The sequence below is a fragment of the Streptomyces griseoruber genome, assembly GCF_001514205.1.
GTDB classification, from domain to species: domain Bacteria; phylum Actinomycetota; class Actinomycetes; order Streptomycetales; family Streptomycetaceae; genus Streptomyces; species Streptomyces griseoruber.
On sequence record NZ_KQ948765.1, the window covers coordinates 382,709 to 401,511 of the forward strand.

Genomic DNA, 18,803 nt, shown 5'->3' on the forward strand with positions numbered 1-18,803 from the left:
GCCCCATCGGTCCAAGACATGAAACGGCTCGTTTCGATAGGCAGCTTCTATCGGGACGCCTATCCTGGGGGGATGCAGTTCCAGCAGCTCCAGTACTTCGTGGCGGTGGCCGAGACCCGGCACTTCACCCGGGCCGCCGAGCTGGTCCATGTCGCACAGCCCTCGCTGTCGCAGCAGATCAGGGCGCTGGAGCGGGAGTTGGGGGCGGATCTGTTCCTGCGGGCGCGCGGCAACATCACGCTCACCGACGCGGGCGAGGCGCTGCTGCCGCTGGCCCGGCGGATCCTCGCGGACACCGAGACCGCGCGGTACGAGGTGCAGGAGCTGGTGCAGCTGCGCAGCGGGCGGGTGCGGCTCGGGGCCACCCCGAGTCTGTGCACCGGTCTGCTGCCGGACGTGCTGCACGCCTTCCACGACCGCTACCCGGGCATCCGGCTGCTGATCGAGGAAGGCGGTTCGCACGATCTCGTACGACAGCTCGCTCGCGGTGCCCTCGACCTCGCCCTCGTCGTGCTGCCCCTGCCGACGCCCTCCCCCGCGCTGACCACGGTCGAGCTGCTGCGCGAGGACCTGGTCGTGGTGTCCTCCCCCGAGGCGCCGAAACCGGGCGACGGGCGGCGCACGGTCAGGATCGCCGATCTGGAGGGCGAGCGTCTGGTGATGTTCCGGCACGGCTACGACCTGCGGGAACTGACCGTGGCCGCCTGCCGGGCGGAGGGGTTCGAGCCGGATTTCGCGGTCGAGGGCGGGGAGATGGACGCGGTCCTCGGCTTCGTCCGCGCCGGTCTCGGGGTGGCCGTCGTGCCCCGGATGGTGGCCGCCCGGTCCGGCCGGGGCCTGCGGGTCACCCCGCTCGCCCGGCCCGGTCTGCGCCGGACGATCGCCCTCGCGCACCGCAGCGACGTGGCACCGCCGCGGGCGGCGCGCGAGTTGCAGCGGATGCTGCTGGAGCGATGAGTCCCGGCTCAGCCCTGGAGGGCGGCCGGCCGGAACACCTCCTCGCACCACTGGCGGAAGCCCGTGGGCGCGGTGTCGGGGGTGCTGGGCTGCGCGACGCCGTAGAGGCCCTGCGTGTTCTGGGCGTCGACCATGTCGGCGAAGGCCTGCACCCATGCCTCGGTGGCGCCGAGACGGATCCACCGCGCCGCGAGCTCCGCGGGGGTGGTGAACTCCACGCGGACAGGACGGTCGAGCACCTCGGAGAGGACGCCGGCCATGCCTTCGGGGGTCAGGTCGTCGGGACTGGCCAGCGGAACGTCCTCCTGCCCGCTCCAGGAGTCGTCGAGCAGCAGGCGGGCGGCCGTGGCACCGACGTCGCGCGTGGCGCACAGGCGCAGCACACGGTCGGGAACGAGCGACGTGGAGAAGACACCCGCGTCGCGGATCGAGGCCAGCTGGCGGAGTTCGTTCTCCATCAGTGAGGGCGGGCACAGTGCCCGGTAGTGGACCCCCGTGGCGGCGATCGCCTCGTCCATGGCCAGCCCCGCGGAGATCAGCCCGGCGTTTCTGGCGACACCACGGCCCAGGGTGGAGACGGCCACGACCCGCTCCAGGCCCTGCGCCCCGATCACCTCGCACAGCGGCTCGGTGAAGGCCCGGAAGTGTCCTTCGACACTGTCGGCGGCGGGGTTCGGCGGGACCAGCCAGAACACCCGGTCGGCGCCCTGGCAGGCCTCCTTCAGCACCGCCGGGTCCGCGTGCGACCCCTGGACGACCTCCACGCGCTCCCGCACGTCGGGGGCGAGGGCGGCCGGGTCGCGGACGATCACCCGGACCGGTGCGGAGCCCTCGGGGGCGTCGAGGAGGCGGGCGACGACCTCACGGCCGATCTGCCCGGTCGGAGTGGTGACCACGATCATGAACTACTCCTGGAAGAAGACTCGCCTGGACACAGCTGAGCCTGCCGCCACGGTCCGGTGAACTGAAGGTCCGCTTCGCTCGGGCTTGTTACCCTCAGGGCAATACCGGTCGTCGGGGTCGCAGAGGAGCGCAGGCCGCCATGGAGTCCCGTCCGCTGCGTTACTTCGTCGCCGTCGCCGAGGAGCTCAACTTCGCCCGGGCCGCGGAGCGGTTGGGCATCTCGCCGCCGCCGCTGTCGCGGGCGATCCGCGCGCTGGAGGAGGAGCTGGGGGCCGTACTCCTCGAACGCACCACGCACAGCGTGACGTTGACACCGGCGGGTGAGGTCCTGCTGCCGGAGGCCCGGTTCGCGCTGGAGGCGCTGGAGGCCGCCGGGCGGCGGGCCCGGCGTGCGGCCGCCGCCGGGCCGCAGCTGGCGCTGGCCGTGAAGGCCGACGGCGACGGCGGGCTGCTGGAGCCGATCCTCGCGCGGTACGCCGCCGACCCTGCCGCGGTGCCGGTCTCCGTCCGGCTGTGCGCCTGGCACGAGCAGTCCCGGCTGCTGCGGCGGGGCGAGGCCGACGTCGCCCTGGTCTACGAGCCGTACGACCGTGCCGGTCTCGACGCGGAGGAGCTGGCCGTCGAACCGCGTATCGCCGCCCTCGCCGCGAGCCATCCGCTGGCCGGGCGGGCCGGACTGTGCCTGGCCGACCTGGGGCTGCGCGCCGACACGGTGTACGCGTACATCGACGCGGTCCGCGGCAAGGGCGCCGACCTCGCGCAGCTCCTCACGCTCGTCGCCCTCGGCGAGGCCGTCCCCCTGCTGCCCGCGTCCGTCGCCGGCCGCTACCCCCGCCCCGGTGTCGTCTACCGCCCGGTCCGTGACGCGCCCCCGGCCGTCCTGGCCGTCGCCTGGCCCCAGCAGTCCCGCTCCACGGCGACGGCGGCGCTGGTACGGGCGGCGGTGGCGGTGGCGGACGAGCGCGGGGCACGGGCGGCGGGGTGAGCGGTGTCCCTCGGGGGGAGTCCTTCTGCTCGGCGCGGACCTCGGTGACCAGGTCGCGGTGGCGACCCCGACGGGGGACGGAACGCCTCGGCGGCGGTGTCCCGGGTCCGGTCGGGGTCGGTGCCCGGCCGGAGGCGGGCGAGCAGGAGCCGGCGGGCGCCGGCCCGGCGGGCGTACTCGCCGATCAGACCCGCGGTCGGCAGGTACGGGGCGTCGGCGGCCGGCACCCGGTGGAGGTACGCGGCCTCCGACGGGAACAGGTCGGCGTCGCGGGCGAGCTGCTCGAGGTCCGGGCGGGGCCCGATCGAACCACTCACCGGGGCGGAACTCGTGGAGGCGGCAGGCGGGCGCGAGCATGGCGGGCTTGTCGAGGGCGAGGACGGCGTCCAGCGCGCCGTGCGGGGCGTACACGGGCAGCGCGCGGGGCGTACACGGGCAGCGCGGGCGGCGGGTCGTCGCTCAGTCACGACCACGGAGAACGGTCGGTCACCCTGGGTCCTGCCGGAAGCAGGGCGGGTGTCGGCTGTTCGTCGGGAACGGGCTGCGGGGGGCCGATCGGGCGTGGGCCCCCCGTCTCCCTTCCGGGGCGGTCAGCCCGTCGCGTCCGCCAACGCCAGTTCGTGGAGGCGTTCCGGTGGGCCCGGGCGGGCGTAGTACCAGCCCTGGGCGGTGTCGCAGCCGAGTATGCGCAGTTGTTCGGCCTGGGCGCCGGTCTCCACGCCCTCGACGGTGACCGCGAGGTCGAGGCTGTGGGCGAGCGAGACGATCCCCTCGACGATCTTGAGGTCGACGGGGTCGGCCGGGAACTGCTGCATGCCCTGGGTGAAGGAGCGGTCCAGCTTGAGCACGCTCACCGGCAGCCGGCGCAGGTTGGCGAGGTTGGAGTAGCCGGTGCCGAAGTCGTCCAGGGCGATGTCGATGCCCATCTCCGCCAGTCGGCGCAGCGGTTTGAGCAGGTCGTCGTCGGCCCCGATCAGGGCGGACTCGGTGACCTCCAGGCACAGGGCCTGCGGTTCGACACCCGCGCGTTCCAGGATGTCGACCGTGTCCTGCACCAGCCCGGGATGGGTGAGCTGGCACGGCGAGAGGTTGACGTTGATGCGCACCGGGTCCGTGTCCCCGCCCCGTTCCCGCCAGGCGCGGGCCTGCCGTACGGACTGTTCCAGGACCCAGCGGCCGAGGGGCACGATCAGCCCGGTGTGTTCGGCGAGCGGGATGAACCGGTCGGGGCCGAGCACCCCGTGCTGCGGGTGCAGCCAGCGGACGAGGGCCTCCGCGCCGCGGACGCTGCCGTCGCCGAGGTGGACCAGCGGCTGGTACTCGATGAAGAACTCGCCGCGTTCCAGGGCGGCCGGCAGCGCGGTGGTGAGCCCGTGGCGGGTGATCGCGCGGGCGTCGGCCTCCGGGTCGGCGAGCTCGAAGCGGTTGCCGCCCGCCGACTTGGCCCGGTACATGGTGATGTCGGCACTGCGCAGCACCTCCGCCGCGTTGTGCTCGCCCGCCCGCCCCTCCACGATGCCGATGCTGCCGCGCACGGTCAGCTCCCGGCCGTCGATGCGCACCGGCGCGACCAGGGCGTTCTGGATGCGCGTGGCGAGTTCGTCGACCTCGTCGCGGGTCTCGGTGCCGGTGGTCAGCGCCACGAACTCGTCGCCGCCGAGGCGGGCCACCATCTCACCGGGCGCGGTCGCGCAGGACTGGAGCCGGTCGGCGACCTCGACGAGCAGCTGGTCGCCGGCCGCGTGACCGAGGCTGTCGTTGATGGTCTTGAAGCCGTCCAGGTCGAGGTAGCACAGCCCGAAGCCCTGCTTCTCGCCCGCGCCCAGCACCTTCTCCAGACGCTCGAAGAACAGCGTGCGGTTGGGCAGGCCGGTGAGGGCGTCGTGGGTGGCCTCGTAGCGCAGCCGCAGGTTGAGCAGCCGGCGCTCGGTGGTGTCCTCCATCAGGGCCAGCTGGTACTGCGGTTCGCCGTCGGCGTCCCGGAGCAGGGACACCGTGAGGTTGGTCCACAGGACCGTCCCGTCGGGGCGGTAGAACGCCTTTTCGAGGTGGTAGTGCTCGCGTTCGCCGCGGACGAGTTCGTCGTAGAGCTTCCAGGTCTGCGGGGCGTCCTCGGGGTGCGTCCACTCCCTGACGTTACGGCCGTGCATGGTCTGCTCGGAGATGCCGAACATGCGCAGCAGCGCGCCGTTGACCTGGAGGACGTTGCCGTCGAGGTCGGCCATGCCGATCCCTATCGCGGCGCCTTCGAAGACCGTGCGGAAGCGGGCCTCGCTCGCGTGCAGCGCCTGCGCCACCACGCCCTGGGCCCGGAGTGCGGCCTGGGCGATGGCCTCCTGCTCGGCGAGCGTGCGCTCGCGCAGGGCCTGCGCGTATCCGGCGGCCATGGCGTGCTGGAGCCGGGACGCCCGGGTGCGCAGCTCCTCCTGGGGGCCGTCCTCGCCGCAGTAGAGCACCAGATAGGCGTCGACGCAGTCGAGGGCGCGGCTGAGCGCCTCGGGGTCGGTGCAGTGCGCCTCGACGAGGGCCGCGCCGACCGCTCTGCCGGTGTCCGCGTCGAAGGCCCTCGCCAGCAGAGCCTCCCGCAACCGCCGGGCCGACGGGAGGAGTTGCTCCTCGAACTCCGGCCGGGTCAGCGACGTCGACGTCACCGGGAACACGGCCCGGCTCCAGATCGTCGCGAACCGGCGCAGTCTGTCCTCCGGCCCGTCCGGCGCGGCCATCACGCGGTACGCCCCACGCCGGCGAACCCGCAGAACGCGTACGGATCCTCGTCCCGGGGGTCCGTCTCCGGCCGCCAGCGTGGCATCGGCACCAGTCCCGGTTCCACCATGTCGTACCCCTCGAAGAACCGCGCGACCTCGTCACGCGTGCGCATGATCAACGGGAGGCGGATGTCCTCGTACACGTCCACCATCGCCTCGGTCTGTTCGCGGGCCACCGGCATTCCCTCGTACGAGGCATGGGTCAGGACGAGCACACTGCCGGGCGCCAGCGCCTCGGTCAGCTCGGCCACCGCCGCGTACGGGTCGTCCGCGTCCTCCACGAAGTGCAGTATCGCAACCAGCAGCAGCGCCACCGGCCGGTCCAGGTCGAGCAGGCTCCGCACCTCGGAACTGCCCAGGATCTCCTGCGGCTTGCACAGGTCGGCGGCGACCACGCCCGCGTCCTCGTCGCCCTCCAGGACGGCCTGGCCGTGCGACACGGCCACCGGGTCGTGGTCGACGTAGACGACCCGGGCGCCGGGGCTCGCGGCCCGGGCGACCTCGTGGACGTTGCCGAAGGTGGGGATGCCCGAGCCGACGTCGAGGAACTGGGTGATGCCCTCGCCGGCCGCCCAGCGCACCGCGCGCCGCATGAACGCCCGGTTGGCCTGCATGATCTTCGGCAGTCCGGGGGTGAACTCCATCGCCCTGCGGGCCGCTTCCCGGTCGACCTCGAAGTTGTGCGAACCGCCCAGGAAGTAGTCGTAGATCCGCGAGACGCTCGGCACCGAGATGTCGATGCTCCGAGGGGCCCAGGCGGGACGCTCCATCTCTCTCTCCAAGGCGTAGGCGATCCGGTGTTCGAGCTGAGGCTACTGATCGCCCGCCAAAGGGGCGAGTGGAAACGGAAATTGACCGTCCGTTCCCGGTCACTGCCTGCGGCACGTGCCGGATCGGCCGCTCGAAGGGCGGCGAAAGTCTACGCATAGGCGGCATGAACGGGGAAACGGCGATCCGCCCCCTCCGTGCGGCGTGGAGGGGGCGGACCTGTGGTCGGACGCGCGTTCAGCAGGTGCGGGGATCAGCCCTGGGGAGGTGATCTCTACTGCTTGGGCGCGCCGACCAGATCTCCGTTCGGGGCCACGGCGTACCAGGTGCCGCCGACGCCCTGACCGTTGATGTCCCCGGGGGACTTGTCACCGGAGAAGGTGTAGATCGGGAAGCAGTTGATGGTCTGCTGCTTGTCGCCGTCGGACCGGGTGAAGTTCATGTAGCCCTTCTCCTGGATCCCCTTGGTCTGGGAGAAGTCCACCGGGTCGACGATGGGCCACTTGTCACGGCAGGCGTCGTTGCAGTTCGACACCGGCTTGGGCCACGCCTTGTCCTTGACGAAGCGGTAGACCGTCATGCCGTTCTTGTCGACGACGATCTTGCCCAGGTTGGGGTCGTTGCGGACGGAGAGTCCCGCCGAGGCCGACTCCGCCTTGGCCTTCTTGCCGTCGGGGGCCAGCACGAACCACTTGTTGCCCACGCCCTGGCCGGTGATGTCACCGGGGTTGGCGTCCTTGGCGTAGTGGTAGACAGGCCAGCCGTCGACGGTGAGCTGCTTGGTGCCGTCGGACCGGGTGACCTCGCCGAGCAGCGACTTGTCGATGCCGTCGCCCGCGGAGACGTCGTCGGCGGAGACCGGCGGCCAGGTGGTGGCGCAGTCGCCGTCGCAGTTCGACTTCGGCGGTTCGGCGGTGTCCGCGTCGAAGCGGTAGAGGGTCATCCCCTTCGAGTCGGTCAGGATATTGCCGAGTTCGGCGTTCGTGCTGATCGCCAGCTCGCCCGCGGTGGCGCCCTGGGCGCCGGCGCCGGCTCCGGCTCCGGCCGCGTCGGTCGCACTCGCGCTCGCCGAGGCACCCGTACCGGTACCGACGCCGCCGATGCCGCTGCCGACACCCGCGATACCGCCGGCCTGGGCCGTCGCGCCCACGTTCTGGCTGGACGCGGACGTGCCGCTTTCCTGACCGCACGCCGTCGTCAGCGCCAGTACGCTCACAGCGCACGCCACGAGTGAGGCGCTCCGCCAGGAGGTCTTCATCGTCAACAACTCCCCGATAGTCCTAAGGATGTTGCAGCGCCCTGCTGCGCCGCCGCACGGCACTGGGTACGCATGGCGGCGGTCGTTGTGTTCAAACGCGGCACAAAAATCTTTCCGGCGCCTGTGGTCGGGCGGTCCGTGGGCCGCTTCGCGCCGGACGCCGGCACCGGTCACGGAGTCGTACATCTGTACCTGGGGTGGACGCGCGAACACCCGCTCGCCAAACCTTCGGGCGCGGACTTCCCCCGTTCGGGGCAATCCCGGCCATCGGGTGCGTAGGGGGACGCGGCGGACCGCATGATCTCGGTCGTGCATGGACCCGAACCGACCCGATCCGCCCTCGTCACCCGGGCGTTGTCCCTGACGGCGGCGGCCTGGATCCTCGCGGCCGCGCCGGCCGGGGTGGCCGCGGCCGACGCGTGCGCGTACGCCTCCACGGGCCAGGGCGGCACCTCGGCGGTGGCGGTCGCGGGAGGCCGAGGCCACTCCTGGCCGACGCCGCCGACGTCACCGGACTTCCCGGAATCACCGGACTTCCCGAAAGCGCCGACGTTCCCGAAGCCCGCGATGCCCACGGCGTGCCCGGTCCCGACGCCGACGCCCCCTCCCCCGCCTCCTCCTCCGCCTCCTCCCCCGCCGAAGCCCAAGCCCACCCCGACGCCGAAACCGACACCCAGGCCGACCCCGCCCCCGAAGCCGAGCCTCGGACCGAGGCCCGCACCGACGCCCCCGCCGCCCGCACCCGCGGCACCTCCGCCCAGGCCGGCCCCCACGCCGAAGCCGAAACCGACACCGGCCAGGCCCACCCCGCGCCCCTCGGTGACCCCCGTGAGCTACCCGGAGTACCACTCGAAGCCGCGCCCGCGACCGGCCGGTGACCGCACCCCTCCGGTCACCTACGTCCTGCTCATCACCGTGCCCGCGCTGGCCGCCGTCGCCGCGCTGCGGCCGCGCTAGTGCCGCCCCAGGAGGCATGTCTTGCCGGAATGGCTTGTTCTCACCCTCGCGATGCTCGCCGCCTGCGCGGTCGTCGTCGCCGTGACCTTTCTGCGGCACCGCTCGGCCGCCGAGGACGAGGACCCGTCCGAGACCCCGGACGTCATCGAGTACATGACGATGTGGATCGGCGTGGTGTACGCCATCGTCCTGGGCCTGGCCATCGCCGGGGTCTGGGACGCGCGGGGCGGCGCCGAGGACCACGTCCAGGCGGAGGCCCAGGCGCTGCACGAGATCTCGGAGCGGGTGCGGGTGTACCCGCCCGATGTCCGCGACCGGATTCGGGCGGATGTCAACGCCTATGTCGGACACGTCGTCACCACGGAGTGGAAGGCGATGGCCGACAAGGGCGAGGTGACCGAGCGCGGGGACGCGCTCCTGCAGAAGGTCCGGGTCGACGTCACCGACTACCGGCCCGCGAACGACTTCCAGGCGCAGGCCTACCAGCCGGTCCTGGACCAGATGGCCGCCGCGGACCAGGCGCGCAACGCCCGGGCCGGCTCGACCGGGGCGACCATGCCCGGGGTGGTGTGGTTCGGGCTGCTGGCCGGCGGGATCATCACCATCGGCATGGTCTTCGCGCTGCAGATCCGGCGGACGCCCCGGGAACTGGTCCTGGCCGGGCTGTTCTCCGCCCTGATCGCCTTCCTGCTCTTCCTCATCTGGGACTTCGACGCGCCCTACAGCCGGGGCATCGCGGCATCCGCCGAACCCTTCCTGCACCTGTTCCCCCACGCCGGGGGCTGACGCACCGCCGGGGGGACGGATCCGGCCGCCACGCCGGAGCCGTCCCCCGCCAGCGGGAACGGCTGTCCCCTGGTCGGCCCACATCCGTGCCCCATTCGCGCTGCTGCGATCGCGCGGGCGCACACCCGTTCCTAGCGTTTCGGTCATCGAGGTGCATTCACGGCACGAGCGGAACAGGTCCGCCGCGGCTCCTCGAAGACCGGAGGAACCACCATGCGCGCGATACGCGTCGCTTCGGCCGCTCTGCTGGGCCTGACCGCCCTGACCCTCACCGTCCCGGCCGCCGTCGCGAGCGACGACGGCCACTACGTCATGTCCGAGGGATACCGGGTGCTTCCCTCCACCGTCGCGGCGGGCGGCCAGGTCACGCTGCTGGTGGACCGCGAGGTCAGCGGCTGCAAGGGCTCGGTGACGGTCACCTCGGGTGTGTTCGACGCGGTCACCGTCCCCCGGGGGTCCTCGTCGGCGGTGACGCTGGTCGACCGGGACGCGAAGCCCGGGGCGGTGTACCGGGTGACGTTCACCTGCGGCGGTCTCAGCGCCGTCAAGGAGCTGACCATCGCCGCCGGTCACGGGCCCCTTCCGACGCCCTTCCCGCTCCCCCACGGCGTCCAGGCCGGGGAGGGCGGCACCGTCGCCGGGTTCGACCTGAAGCAGATCGGGCTGGGGGCCGCGCTGATCGCGGGATCGGTCGGGACGGCGTACCACCTCGCGCGCCGCCGCAAGGGCGCGGACACGGCCTGACGGCACCGCCCGGGTGGGCGGTGCCGTCACGGACCCTGTGCGCCACGGTGTGTGAGCGCGCCTCAGATACGGCGTTCGGCCCGGCGGCGCATCCAGAACACCCCGCCGCCGGCCACCGCGGCGGCGACCAGCCCGCCGCCGATGGCGATGTCGGTGGGCGTGGCACCGGTGGAGCTGCTGCCGCCGAGGCCGCCGCGGACACCGCCGAGCACGGTGAAGGCGCGCGGGCTGACCAGGGTGCGGCCCGAGCAGGTCACGGTGAGGTCGTAGCTGCCGGGGCGGGCGTTGTCGCTGATGGTCGCGGTGCCCCGGGCGCTCTGGTTGGTGCCGCTGATCGAGGTGAGGGTGGCCGTCCCGAAGGCGTCCGAGGTCATGGTGCCGCCCTGCGGGCAGCCGTCGACGGTCACCGTGATCTGGCCGCCCCGGGCGATCACGCTGGGCTGCACGACGATATTGCTCGGGCTGACGTTCATGCCGTCGCGCGCGACGGCCACGGGGGCGGCGAGGCCCAGGGCGGCGACCGCGGCGGCCGAGACCGCCGCGGCCGTCAGAAGACGAGTGGTGCGCATGTGATCCTCCGCGGAAGGCGCCCCGGGTCCCGTCCCCGGTCTGTCGGCGAGAGAACGCCTCCCGGAACGACCCTCAGATGCCGTGCACGCGCCCGCATTTCGGGAATGGTCCGTCCTGGTGAGCGGACACGCCGGGGGAAAAGCGCGTGATCACCCATCGCCGCAGGTCACGGACCGTCAGAAAAATCCTCCGGGCGGCGACCCGGATGGCGCACCGAACGGCGCGCCGGACACCCGTTCGCCCGTGAGCCGTCGCCGGTTTCCGGTACGGGACTTAGCGTTCTGATATGCGCGAAAGGGACGCGGCGACGGCCGTGTCGAAAGGGGATGCGGCATGTCCGGTTACGACCTGTCCGAGCGGGCGGAAGAGGAGGAACGGCAGCGGAAGCGTGCCCCCTGGGGGGTGATAGCGCTTGTTCTGCTGACCGGTCTCGCGCTCATCCGGAACGGTTCGGGGGAATTCGACATCGGCCCGCCACAGCCCGCCGCGGCGGCGGCTCCGGACAGCCGCACCACCGCCGGCACCTTCGGCCGGACCCCGGCCGCGCTGCCGTTCGCCCAGCCGGACCGGGTCGTGATCCCCGCCATCTCGGTGAACGCCCCGGTGATGCCGGTCGGGCTGGACGCGGACGGCTGGGTGGGGGCCCCGCCGCCGGAGGACCCCCACCTGGCCGGCTGGTTCACGGGGGGCGTGTCGCCGGGCGAGAAGGGGACGGCGGTCGTGGTCGGCCACGTCGACAACAAGCTGGGCCCGGCCGTGTTCTACGGACTGGGCGCCCTGAAGAAGGGGAATCGCGTCGAGGTCACGCGCCAGGACGGGAAGACGGCGGTCTTCGAGATCTACGGCATCGAGGTCTTCGCGAAGAACAATTTCCCCGGCGACCGTGTCTACGCCTCCAAGGGCGCCCCCGAACTGCGGGTCATCACCTGCGGGGGCGGTTTCTCGAAGGCGAACGGGTACGACGGGAACGTCGTCGCCTTCGCCCGCCTGGTCGAGGTCCGCTGAGCGGTCCCGGCCGGGCGGGCGGCCCGGTTCAGGTGTGCTGCCGCCGGGGGACGGTGATCTGGTAGCCGGAGTCCAGCAGCTGGGGCAGGTAGCGGCGCAGGGCCTTGACGCTCTGGGTGCGGTCGCCGCCGGCGTCGTGCGAGAGGATCACGACCCCGGGGGCGGCGCCCTCCCGGACCCGGTCGACGATGCTGCGGGTGCCGGGGGTGGTCCAGTCGAGGGTGTCGACGGTCCAGGCGAGGGGTTCCATGCCGAGTTCGGAGCCCAGTTGGAAGGCGGCGCGGTTCCAGGCGCCGTAGGGGGCGCGGAACCAGCGGGGGCGCTCTCCGTAGCCGGTCTCGATGACGTCGCTGGTGCGGGTCATCTCGGAGCGGATCCGGCGCCGGGAGAGGGTGGTGAGCAGGGGGTGGGACCAGGTGTGGTTGCCCACGACGTGGCCCTCGTCGGCCATCCGGGCCAGCAGGTCCTGGTGGTCGACGGCCATCTCCCCGCACACGAAGAACATCGCGCGGACGTCGTAGCGGCCGAGGGTGTCGAGGATCTGCGGCGTGTAACGGGGGTCGGGGCCGTCGTCGAAGGTCAGCACCATGCTGCGGCCACGCCCGGACAGGCTCATCAGCGGTTCGCGGCGGACCGGGACCCGGTCGGGTGCGGCGCTCGGGGGGCCGTATCCGGTGAGGGGCTGGAGACGGTACGCGGAGGCCTTCCTCGCGGACCGGGCCGGGGCGCCGGCCGCCGGACCCGCTGCGCCGCCGGCCGGTTCGTCGTCCCCCGGGGCGAGCAGTCCGGCGGCTCCGGCCGCCCCGGCCGCGGCGGTGGCGCCGACGAGCAGGATCCGGCGCCGTGTGAACAACTGATCCTTCTTCATGCAGTCATCAGTCGCCCGTCCGGCCCCGCGCGCACCGCACCGGTCACACGATTCCACCCTCCGGCGCAGCGCCGGTCAGTCCCGGGCGTCGCGGTGGCGCACCGGGCACGAAGGAGAGCGGGGTGAGGAGGCGTCCGTCCTCGCTCTGGGCCTCGACGAGGAGACAGTCGCCGTCGGCGGGGTCGCCGAGGCGGTCCAGGGCCATGGAGGAGGTCGCGAAGCCTCGGGCGTCCGGCCGGGGAAGCGGTCCGCGGGCCGTCGTATCGGGCCCGTGGAGTCCTTGGCCGTGGCGCTGTCCACGGTGGCGCTCATGTACCGACGGCAGGAAGACCGGGGTGGGGCCGCCCGTCGAGCGGGCGGTGCGCGGGCCGGGCGGTGGGCGGATCCGGCGGTTCCGATAGCCTCGGGCCGTGACGGAACAGCATGCGCAGCAGCCTTCGCGGGAGCCCTCGCAGCGGTTCGAGCGGGGCACCGACGGCCCCAAGGTCGTCCTGGTGGGGGTCGACGGCTCGGAATCCTCCCTGCGGGCCGCGGCCTACGCGGGCGGTCTGGCCCGCCGCCAGCACGCGCTGCTCGCCGTGGTGTACGTGCAGCCGGTGATGGCGGCGGGGGCGGCCTTCGGGGTGCCGGTCGCGGAGACGACCGGGGAGATCGCCGAGGACCTGGTCGCGCAGATCCGGGAGGCCGCCGAGCGCACGCGCGGGATATTCGACGTGCGCTGGGAGTTCCACACCTTCCACGGCGACCCGTACACCGGTCTGGTGAAGGCCGCCGACGAGCTGAAGGCCGACGCGGTGGTGGTGGGCGCCTCCGAGCAGGCCGGGCACCGGATCGTGGGTTCGGTCGCGGTACGGCTGGTGAAGGCGGGGCGCTGGCCGGTGACGGTCGTCCCGTAGCGGTCCGGCTCAGAGGGACTTCAGGAAGTTCCTGATCGCCGCGGTGAACTCCGCCGGCTTCTCCATGTTCAGGTAGTGCCCTGTGTCGTCGATGAGTTCGGCGCGCCCGTGCCGGGCCTCGTCGGCCAGCCGCTGTGCCGAGGCGATCACGTCGGCGGTGTCGAGGGCTCCGTTCAGGGTGAGGAGCGGGACGTCGATCTTCGGTACGCGGGACCAGGTGTCGGTCACCGGCACGAGCCAGTCCTTCTCGCCGGGCGTGTGCTTGGAGAGGGTGTGGAGGGCCATCTCGCGCAGTCGGCGCGGGATGTCCGGGTCGACGTCGTCGAGGGTGCGGTGGGGGCCGGGCACGTAGCGGAGGAAGGCCTTGAGCCAGCCTTCGAGGTCCCCGACCGCGAGGGCGCGGGCGATCTCGGCCTGGATCTCCCGGTGCCAGGGGTCGGAGTCCTGGAAGTCACCGGTCGAGGCACCGCAGACGACGGCGGCCCGGACCAGTTCCGGATGTTCCAGCAGGGTGTCGCTGACGACGCGACCGCCCATCGAGACGCCGACGAGCACGGCGGGGCCCGCGTCGAGGTGGCGGAGCAGTTCGGCGACGTCGTCGGCCCAGCGGAACGGCCCGGTCGCGTTGGCGGAGGCGCCGTGGCCGCGCACGTCGGCCGCGATCACCCGGTGGGTCTCGGCGAGGGCGGGGATCTGGGCGTCGAAGACACGGTGGTCGACGAATCCCGAGTGGACGAGGACCACGAGGTCGCCCGCGCCCGCCTCGTGGTACGCGAGGTCGCCGTCGGAGGACGTGAAGAACTTCGGTTCCGTAACAGCAGTCATGACAACCAAGGTGTCATCTTCGCGCGATTTTGACAACCCGGTTGTCATGCCGTCGGGCGTGCATGATGTGGGGATGAACGACGCGCCCCTCCCGCCCGATGAACTCGGCCACCGCCTCACCGAGGTCTTCGACCTCGTCGGACCTCTGTACCGGCGCGCCCTGCGCAAGGTGGAGCAGGGCGAGGCGGTGGAGGGGGCGTCCGTGGGGGTGCGCTCGGTGCTGGACCTGCTGCGCAGGAAGGGGGACATGACCGTCCCGCAGATGGCCCGCGTCATGGCGCTCAGCCGGCAGTTCGTCCAGCGCATGGTCAACGACGCGGCGGAGCGGGGGTGGGTGGAGGGCGTCCCGAACCCCGCGCACCAGCGCTCGTCCCTGATCCGGCTCACCGAGGAGGGCCAGCGGCTCGTCACCCTCGTCCTCGGCCGCGAGCACATGCTGAACCGCCAGGTCGGCGGAGACCTCACCGAGGCCGAGGTAGAGGCCTGTGTGCGGGTACTGCGGGAGATGCTGAAGACCTTCGACCACGTCGACGTCGAGGACTGACGCCCACCGGCACCGCGGGCGTCGGCTACTCCCCCATCACCAGCCCGTCCTTGGCCGCGCCCCGGCTGAGGACGACGTCCCGGATCCGGTCGCGCACGCCCTGCACCCCGGCGCCCCGGGCGAGCGCCTTGTTGAGGTTCACCACCCGGCCCGCGTCGACGTCGAACATCTGCGGCAGGAACTCCGCCCTGGCCACCTCCCAGCGGCCGCCGGGCTTCGCGGGCGGGGCGAAGGTGAAGCGGGCGACGGTCGACTCGTTGCCGCGCGGATCCTCGACGCCCTGGGGGTTGACCATCTCACCGGCGATCTGGTCGCCCATGCCGTACACGACCCAGGTGCCGTTGACCTTCTCGTACGCCTGCGGGACAGGGGCGTGGGCGCCGAGGAGGAGGTCGATGTCGGGGCGGCCCGCGGTACGGGAGGCGGTGAGGGCGCGGGCCAGGGCGAGTTGGCGGTCGTCCGGGGCGTCCTGCCATTCCGTGCCCCCGTGCACGGAGACGACGACCACGTCGGCGCCCGCCTTCCGGGCGGCTCGGGCGTCGGCGAGGATGCGGTGCTCGTCGACGAGGCCGACGCTCCAGGGCTGCTCCGCGGGCACCGGGGAGTCGGTGCCGTAGGTGTAGGAGAGATGGGCGACCTCGGCGGAGCCGGCGTGCAGCAGGGCGACCGCGTCGGCTTCGGCCTCGGCCTGGGAGCGGGCGGTGCCCGCGTGGCGTACGCCGGCGCCGTCGAGGGCGTCCAGGGTGCGCCGCACTCCGGCGGCGCCGTCGTCGAGGCTGTGGTCGGAGGCGGTGGCGCAGCCGTCGTAGCCGGTGGCGGCGAGGGCCTGGGCGATCTCGGGCGGGGACCTGAAGACGGGGGAGCCGCTGTAGAGGCCGTTCGCGCCGTACACGGTCCCCAGGTGGCACAGGGCCAGATCGGCCCGGGAGACGACGGGCGCGATGTCCGCGAACATGGGGCGGAAGTCGTAACCGGTGCCACCGGCGTCGAACTGGGCGCGTTCGATGACCGAGCTGTGCGGCAGGATGTCGCCGGAGGCCACGAGGGTGAAGCCGCGGGCGGCGGAGGCGGCCGGGGGTCCGGGACGCTGGGGGTGCTGCCGCTCCCGCTCATGGGCCTGACATGCGGCGCCGGCGGCGAGGAGGGCGGTCACCGCCAGGGCCACCGCGTGCCTGCGTGCGACGAGCATGGGTCACCCCACTTCGGATGGATTGTCATATTTACGCACGCCCCACTCCTAGCGCATGCCCCCGGACGAACCGCTCCGCCGCTCCCTACGGGCCGCCCGATCGGCGTAGCCCCGACCGTTCGTCGAACCGTTCGTCGACGCGATCGACCGTCCGCCGCAGAGCCGTGTCCGCGCCCTGTCCCGAACCGGTGCCTTGCGGTGCCATACGCCCATGACCGCCGGAACCGCCCTCGCCGCCACGAAGACGACCGCCGAACACGAACTCGCCGCGCTCCAGCGGGAACACGGCCGGCCGCTCTTCGCGCTGCTGCTGCGGCTCTGCGACGGCGACCGCCAGCGCGCCGAGGACCTCGTCCAGGAGACCCTCGTCCGCGCCTGGCAGCATCCCGAGGCCCTGCGCACCGACGCCTTCGACTCCGTACGGCCCTGGCTGCTCACCGTCGGCCGGCGGCTCGCGATCGACGCGCGGCGGGCCCGGCAGGCGAGGCCGCCGGAGGTCGGGGACGCGGTGCTGGAGAACGCGCCGGTCTGCGCCGACCACGCCGAACGGGCCGCCGCGGCCCTCGATGTGCGCGAGGCTGTGAAGACACTCACTCCCGAACACCGCGAAGTCCTGGTGCTCGTGTACTTCCAGGGGGCCAGTGTGGCGGAGGCCGCCGAAGCCCTCGGCATCCCGCCCGGTACCGTGAAGTCCCGCGCGTACTACGCGCTGCGCGCCCTGCGCCGGGTGCTTCCCGGATACGCGCCCGACCTGGGCTGAAACCCACGGCTGAGTCAAGCCTTCGCAAAGCGCCTTGCCGAGGACCCCGGTTGAGTAATCGGGTGTCCTTATCCGTGTTCCGGTCTGGGGGCCGGCCACCGGACTCCAGGGGCCCGGCGACGGGCTGCGCGCACGCACCGGAGGAAGGCAGGAAGGGATGCTGCACAGAGGTCATCAGAGCACGGACGGCGCCGACGGCGGTGAACTCACCGTCCCCATGGCCTGGTTGTACGCCGAGTACATCGCCGACGAACTGCTGCGGACCGGCGATCTCATGCCGCCGACGTCCTTCGAGTTCCGCGCCGGGCGCGACGCCCTGGCGCTCACCATCTTCCTGTCCGACACCGACGGCGAACTCCCCGGCATCCGGGTCGTCACCCAACTCGAGACCTGGCTTTCGCTCACGGCGTACGACCAGCCGTGGCAGGACTGGGTCGACGACCGTATGTCCCAACTGAGCGCCGAGGCGAAGCAGTCGGACGGCCCCTCGCCCGACCTCGAACTGGCCGAGGCCGCCTGGCGCTGGCTGGAGGAGACCGAGCTGCTCGCCCCCGACCTCAACGCGGTCCCGGGTGGCGCTCCGGGGGGCGGCGAGGACGAGGGACCCAAGGTCTGGACGCCCGCGTGGCAGCTCGGACTGCCCCTCGGACACCTCGCGATCCATCTTTTCTAGAATCCGACCAATCCGCGAGCCCGGCCGCTCCGAACATCTGGGTCACGATTCGGTACGCGCCTTGAGTGATTCGTGTGCCTGGTCCGTACCGGTGGGAGCAAGGAGTAACCCCACTGGCACTCAACGGCACGAGGTTTCGGCATGAGGTCCCTGGAGAGGCATCGCGACGTCGGCGCGTACGCGCTCGGCGTGCTGGACGAGGCGGAGGCCTTCCGCTTCGAGGACCACCTCATGGAGTGTCCTCAATGCGCGGCACAGGTCACCGAGTTCGGCCCCACCGCTCGGCAGATGATGCTCTACCGGCGGGCCACCCCGCGCAGCGTGCACCCGTTCGCGGGTCCCGGGCCGCGGATGCTGGACAAGCTGCTCGCCGAGGTGGCGGTCCGGCACCGGGCCGCCCGCCGGCGGGTGATGTTCGCCCTGGCGGCCTCCGTGGTGATCGCGCTCGTCGGCCCCGCGGTCGCGATGATGGCGGGCGGCGGTGACGACGGCCAGGACGCGGTACGGGTCACGGCCACCGACGAGAAGTCGGGCGTGTGGGCGCAGGTGACCATCGAGGACGAGGCCTGGGGCAGCGACATCGAGCTGAAGGTGAAGGACGGCGCGGGCCCCCGTGACTGCCGGCTGATCGCCGTCGGCCACGACGGCTCCGAGCAGACCGTCACGAGCTGGAACGTTCCGCTGCACGACGCCCGGCCCAACACCATGAAGGGCGGCACCGCCTACCACCCCGAGGAGGTCGCCCGCTACGAGCTGCGCACCGCCGAGGGCGAGCATCTGGTCACCCTGCCCTCCAGCTGATTCCGGCCCGAAGTGAGTTCAGGTCACTTCGGTGTCGAATTCAACCTCATTCCCGGACAGTGATTCCAGCGCCTTTCCCGGCAGATAAATCGCTGCGATATCGCGATTTGCGACGGCGCGCGTTTCGGTAGAAAATGTTATCGAGACGTGGAGCCACCGATGGAAAAGACTTTGCGAATCCTCCTGTCCGAGGAGGGCGCGGGGGCCGAGGACATCGCGGAACTGACCGGCTTTCTGCGCGAAGAACTGCTGCAGCTCGACGTCGACGACGTCAGGGCGGTCACCGGCGAGGAGGCACTCCCACCGGGTGCCCGCGCCGTGGACATCACCACGATCGGAGCCCTGCTGGTCAGCCTGGGCAGCTCCGCCACCGGACTGTCCCAGGTCATGAACGCCATCCGGGAATGGCGCGGCCGCTGCCGGGGCACCCGCCCCACCCTGCGACTGACCCTGGACAACGACCAGCTGGAGATCTCCGAGGCGACGACCGAGCAGGTGTCGGAGGCGTTCGACCTGTTCGTCCAGCGCCATTCCCCCATCGAGGCGTGA

Annotated in this window: 21 protein-coding genes; 12 read left to right on the top strand and 9 right to left on the bottom strand. The window is 72.3% G+C overall.

Features of this window, described 5'->3' with window-relative positions:
• Positions 1–72 precede the first annotated feature (72 nt).
• Positions 73–957 (top strand): LysR family transcriptional regulator, encoded by an 885-nt coding sequence (locus AQJ64_RS10030; protein WP_055636041.1) that lies wholly within the window; start codon positions 73–75, stop codon positions 955–957.
• Positions 958–965: 8 nt separating this feature from the next.
• Here the strand turns inward: AQJ64_RS10030 and AQJ64_RS10035 are convergent, their stop codons facing one another.
• The gene (locus AQJ64_RS10035; protein ID WP_055636042.1) at positions 966–1,859 is read right to left on the bottom strand and encodes an NAD(P)H-binding protein; all 894 of its coding nucleotides are present in this window, start codon (positions 1,857–1,859) and stop codon (positions 966–968) included.
• A gap of 140 nt (positions 1,860–1,999) precedes the next feature.
• Between AQJ64_RS10035 and AQJ64_RS10040 the strand changes: the two genes are divergently transcribed.
• Complete coding sequence (locus tag AQJ64_RS10040; protein WP_059202572.1) at positions 2,000–2,845, top strand: LysR family transcriptional regulator; 846 nt, start codon at positions 2,000–2,002, stop codon at positions 2,843–2,845.
• A 590-nt stretch (positions 2,846–3,435) separates the two neighbouring features.
• Here the strand turns inward: AQJ64_RS10040 and AQJ64_RS10045 are convergent.
• The 3 genes from AQJ64_RS10045 to AQJ64_RS10055 all read right to left on the bottom strand — a co-directional run bounded on the left by AQJ64_RS10045 (position 3,436) and on the right by AQJ64_RS10055 (position 7,636).
• The gene (locus AQJ64_RS10045) at positions 3,436–5,571 is read right to left on the bottom strand and encodes a putative bifunctional diguanylate cyclase/phosphodiesterase (protein WP_055636611.1); all 2,136 of its coding nucleotides are present in this window, start codon (positions 5,569–5,571) and stop codon (positions 3,436–3,438) included.
• Complete coding sequence (locus AQJ64_RS10050) at positions 5,568–6,380, bottom strand: SAM-dependent methyltransferase (protein WP_055636610.1); 813 nt, start codon at positions 6,378–6,380, stop codon at positions 5,568–5,570. The genes AQJ64_RS10045 and AQJ64_RS10050 overlap by 4 nt, the downstream gene beginning before the upstream one ends.
• A gap of 272 nt (positions 6,381–6,652) precedes the next feature.
• Entirely contained in the window at positions 6,653–7,636 is a 984-nt protein-coding gene (locus AQJ64_RS10055) for an SCO0930 family lipoprotein (RefSeq protein WP_055636609.1), read from the bottom strand.
• Positions 7,637–8,214: 578 nt separating this feature from the next.
• Between AQJ64_RS10055 and AQJ64_RS48965 the strand changes: the two genes are divergently transcribed.
• From AQJ64_RS48965 to AQJ64_RS10070, 3 genes are all read left to right on the top strand, one after another.
• The gene (locus tag AQJ64_RS48965; protein WP_063808078.1) at positions 8,215–8,514 is read left to right on the top strand and encodes a hypothetical protein; all 300 of its coding nucleotides are present in this window, start codon (positions 8,215–8,217) and stop codon (positions 8,512–8,514) included.
• 100 nt (positions 8,515–8,614) lie between these two features.
• Positions 8,615–9,379 (top strand): bestrophin-like domain, encoded by a 765-nt coding sequence (locus AQJ64_RS10065; protein WP_055637531.1) that lies wholly within the window; start codon positions 8,615–8,617, stop codon positions 9,377–9,379.
• Positions 9,380–9,592: 213 nt separating this feature from the next.
• Positions 9,593–10,123, top strand: coding sequence for a hypothetical protein (locus AQJ64_RS10070; RefSeq protein WP_055637532.1), 531 nt, complete (start codon positions 9,593–9,595; stop codon positions 10,121–10,123).
• A gap of 62 nt (positions 10,124–10,185) precedes the next feature.
• Here AQJ64_RS10070 and AQJ64_RS10075 read toward each other — a convergent pair whose 3' ends face one another.
• Positions 10,186–10,692: a hypothetical protein gene (locus AQJ64_RS10075; RefSeq protein WP_055637533.1), complete on the bottom strand. Its 507-nt coding sequence runs from the start codon at positions 10,690–10,692 to the stop codon at positions 10,186–10,188.
• Positions 10,693–11,026: 334 nt separating this feature from the next.
• Here AQJ64_RS10075 and AQJ64_RS10080 point away from each other — a divergent pair, with 334 nt between their 5' ends.
• Positions 11,027–11,698 carry a class F sortase gene (locus tag AQJ64_RS10080; RefSeq protein WP_055637534.1) on the top strand — a complete coding sequence of 224 codons (672 nt, stop codon included), beginning with the start codon at positions 11,027–11,029 and terminating at the stop codon, positions 11,696–11,698.
• A 28-nt stretch (positions 11,699–11,726) separates the two neighbouring features.
• Here the strand turns inward: AQJ64_RS10080 and AQJ64_RS10085 are convergent, their stop codons facing one another.
• On the bottom strand, positions 11,727–12,566 hold the full coding sequence (locus AQJ64_RS10085) for a polysaccharide deacetylase family protein (RefSeq protein WP_055637535.1): 840 nt from the start codon (positions 12,564–12,566) through the stop codon (positions 11,727–11,729).
• Between the two features lie 43 nt (positions 12,567–12,609).
• The gene (locus AQJ64_RS48970) at positions 12,610–12,771 is read right to left on the bottom strand and encodes a hypothetical protein (protein ID WP_157881120.1); all 162 of its coding nucleotides are present in this window, start codon (positions 12,769–12,771) and stop codon (positions 12,610–12,612) included.
• A gap of 205 nt (positions 12,772–12,976) precedes the next feature.
• Here AQJ64_RS48970 and AQJ64_RS10090 point away from each other — a divergent pair, with 205 nt between their 5' ends.
• Positions 12,977–13,462, top strand: a complete 486-nt coding sequence (locus tag AQJ64_RS10090; RefSeq protein ID WP_055637536.1) for a universal stress protein — start codon at positions 12,977–12,979, stop codon at positions 13,460–13,462.
• A gap of 9 nt (positions 13,463–13,471) precedes the next feature.
• Here AQJ64_RS10090 and AQJ64_RS10095 read toward each other — a convergent pair whose 3' ends face one another.
• Positions 13,472–14,287 carry an alpha/beta fold hydrolase gene (locus tag AQJ64_RS10095; RefSeq protein WP_055637537.1) on the bottom strand — a complete coding sequence of 272 codons (816 nt, stop codon included), beginning with the start codon at positions 14,285–14,287 and terminating at the stop codon, positions 13,472–13,474.
• A 73-nt stretch (positions 14,288–14,360) separates the two neighbouring features.
• Here AQJ64_RS10095 and AQJ64_RS10100 point away from each other — a divergent pair, with 73 nt between their 5' ends.
• Positions 14,361–14,831 (top strand): MarR family winged helix-turn-helix transcriptional regulator, encoded by a 471-nt coding sequence (locus tag AQJ64_RS10100; protein WP_055637538.1) that lies wholly within the window; start codon positions 14,361–14,363, stop codon positions 14,829–14,831.
• Positions 14,832–14,856: 25 nt separating this feature from the next.
• Here AQJ64_RS10100 and AQJ64_RS10105 read toward each other — a convergent pair whose 3' ends face one another.
• Positions 14,857–16,020, bottom strand: a complete 1,164-nt coding sequence (locus AQJ64_RS10105; RefSeq protein ID WP_055637539.1) for a CapA family protein — start codon at positions 16,018–16,020, stop codon at positions 14,857–14,859.
• Between the two features lie 211 nt (positions 16,021–16,231).
• Between AQJ64_RS10105 and AQJ64_RS10110 the strand changes: the two genes are divergently transcribed.
• The 4 genes from AQJ64_RS10110 (at position 16,232) to AQJ64_RS10125 (ending at position 18,803) form a co-directional block, all read left to right on the top strand.
• Positions 16,232–16,780 (top strand): sigma-70 family RNA polymerase sigma factor, encoded by a 549-nt coding sequence (locus AQJ64_RS10110; RefSeq protein ID WP_055637540.1) that lies wholly within the window; start codon positions 16,232–16,234, stop codon positions 16,778–16,780.
• A 157-nt stretch (positions 16,781–16,937) separates the two neighbouring features.
• Positions 16,938–17,453, top strand: coding sequence for a hypothetical protein (locus tag AQJ64_RS10115; protein WP_055637541.1), 516 nt, complete (start codon positions 16,938–16,940; stop codon positions 17,451–17,453).
• Between the two features lie 141 nt (positions 17,454–17,594).
• Positions 17,595–18,254, top strand: a complete 660-nt coding sequence (locus AQJ64_RS10120) for a zf-HC2 domain-containing protein (protein ID WP_055637542.1) — start codon at positions 17,595–17,597, stop codon at positions 18,252–18,254.
• Positions 18,255–18,413: 159 nt separating this feature from the next.
• On the top strand, positions 18,414–18,803 hold the full coding sequence (locus AQJ64_RS10125; RefSeq protein ID WP_063788845.1) for a hypothetical protein: 390 nt from the start codon (positions 18,414–18,416) through the stop codon (positions 18,801–18,803).

What these genes read in the sequence shown, in the direction of transcription:
- AQJ64_RS10030 (WP_055636041.1), top strand. Translation starts at nt 73, where the DNA reads ATGCAGTTCCAGCAGCTCCAGTACTTCGTGGCGGTGGCCGAGACCCGG.
- AQJ64_RS10035 (WP_055636042.1), bottom strand. Translation starts at nt 1,859, where the DNA reads ATGATCGTGGTCACCACTCCGACCGGGCAGATCGGCCGTGAGGTCGTC.
- AQJ64_RS10040 (WP_059202572.1), top strand. Translation starts at nt 2,000, where the DNA reads ATGGAGTCCCGTCCGCTGCGTTACTTCGTCGCCGTCGCCGAGGAGCTC.
- AQJ64_RS10050 (WP_055636610.1), bottom strand. Translation starts at nt 6,380, where the DNA reads ATGGAGCGTCCCGCCTGGGCCCCTCGGAGCATCGACATCTCGGTGCCG.
- AQJ64_RS10055 (WP_055636609.1), bottom strand. Translation starts at nt 7,636, where the DNA reads ATGAAGACCTCCTGGCGGAGCGCCTCACTCGTGGCGTGCGCTGTGAGC.
- AQJ64_RS10070 (WP_055637532.1), top strand. Translation starts at nt 9,593, where the DNA reads ATGCGCGCGATACGCGTCGCTTCGGCCGCTCTGCTGGGCCTGACCGCC.
- AQJ64_RS10075 (WP_055637533.1), bottom strand. Translation starts at nt 10,692, where the DNA reads ATGCGCACCACTCGTCTTCTGACGGCCGCGGCGGTCTCGGCCGCCGCG.
- AQJ64_RS10080 (WP_055637534.1), top strand. Translation starts at nt 11,027, where the DNA reads ATGTCCGGTTACGACCTGTCCGAGCGGGCGGAAGAGGAGGAACGGCAG.
- AQJ64_RS10085 (WP_055637535.1), bottom strand. Translation starts at nt 12,566, where the DNA reads ATGAAGAAGGATCAGTTGTTCACACGGCGCCGGATCCTGCTCGTCGGC.
- AQJ64_RS48970 (WP_157881120.1), bottom strand. Translation starts at nt 12,771, where the DNA reads ATGGCCCTGGACCGCCTCGGCGACCCCGCCGACGGCGACTGTCTCCTC.
- AQJ64_RS10095 (WP_055637537.1), bottom strand. Translation starts at nt 14,287, where the DNA reads ATGACTGCTGTTACGGAACCGAAGTTCTTCACGTCCTCCGACGGCGAC.
- AQJ64_RS10100 (WP_055637538.1), top strand. Translation starts at nt 14,361, where the DNA reads ATGAACGACGCGCCCCTCCCGCCCGATGAACTCGGCCACCGCCTCACC.
- AQJ64_RS10105 (WP_055637539.1), bottom strand. Translation starts at nt 16,020, where the DNA reads ATGCTCGTCGCACGCAGGCACGCGGTGGCCCTGGCGGTGACCGCCCTC.
- AQJ64_RS10110 (WP_055637540.1), top strand. Translation starts at nt 16,232, where the DNA reads ATGACCGCCGGAACCGCCCTCGCCGCCACGAAGACGACCGCCGAACAC.
- AQJ64_RS10115 (WP_055637541.1), top strand. Translation starts at nt 16,938, where the DNA reads ATGCTGCACAGAGGTCATCAGAGCACGGACGGCGCCGACGGCGGTGAA.
- AQJ64_RS10120 (WP_055637542.1), top strand. Translation starts at nt 17,595, where the DNA reads ATGAGGTCCCTGGAGAGGCATCGCGACGTCGGCGCGTACGCGCTCGGC.
- AQJ64_RS10125 (WP_063788845.1), top strand. Translation starts at nt 18,414, where the DNA reads ATGGAAAAGACTTTGCGAATCCTCCTGTCCGAGGAGGGCGCGGGGGCC.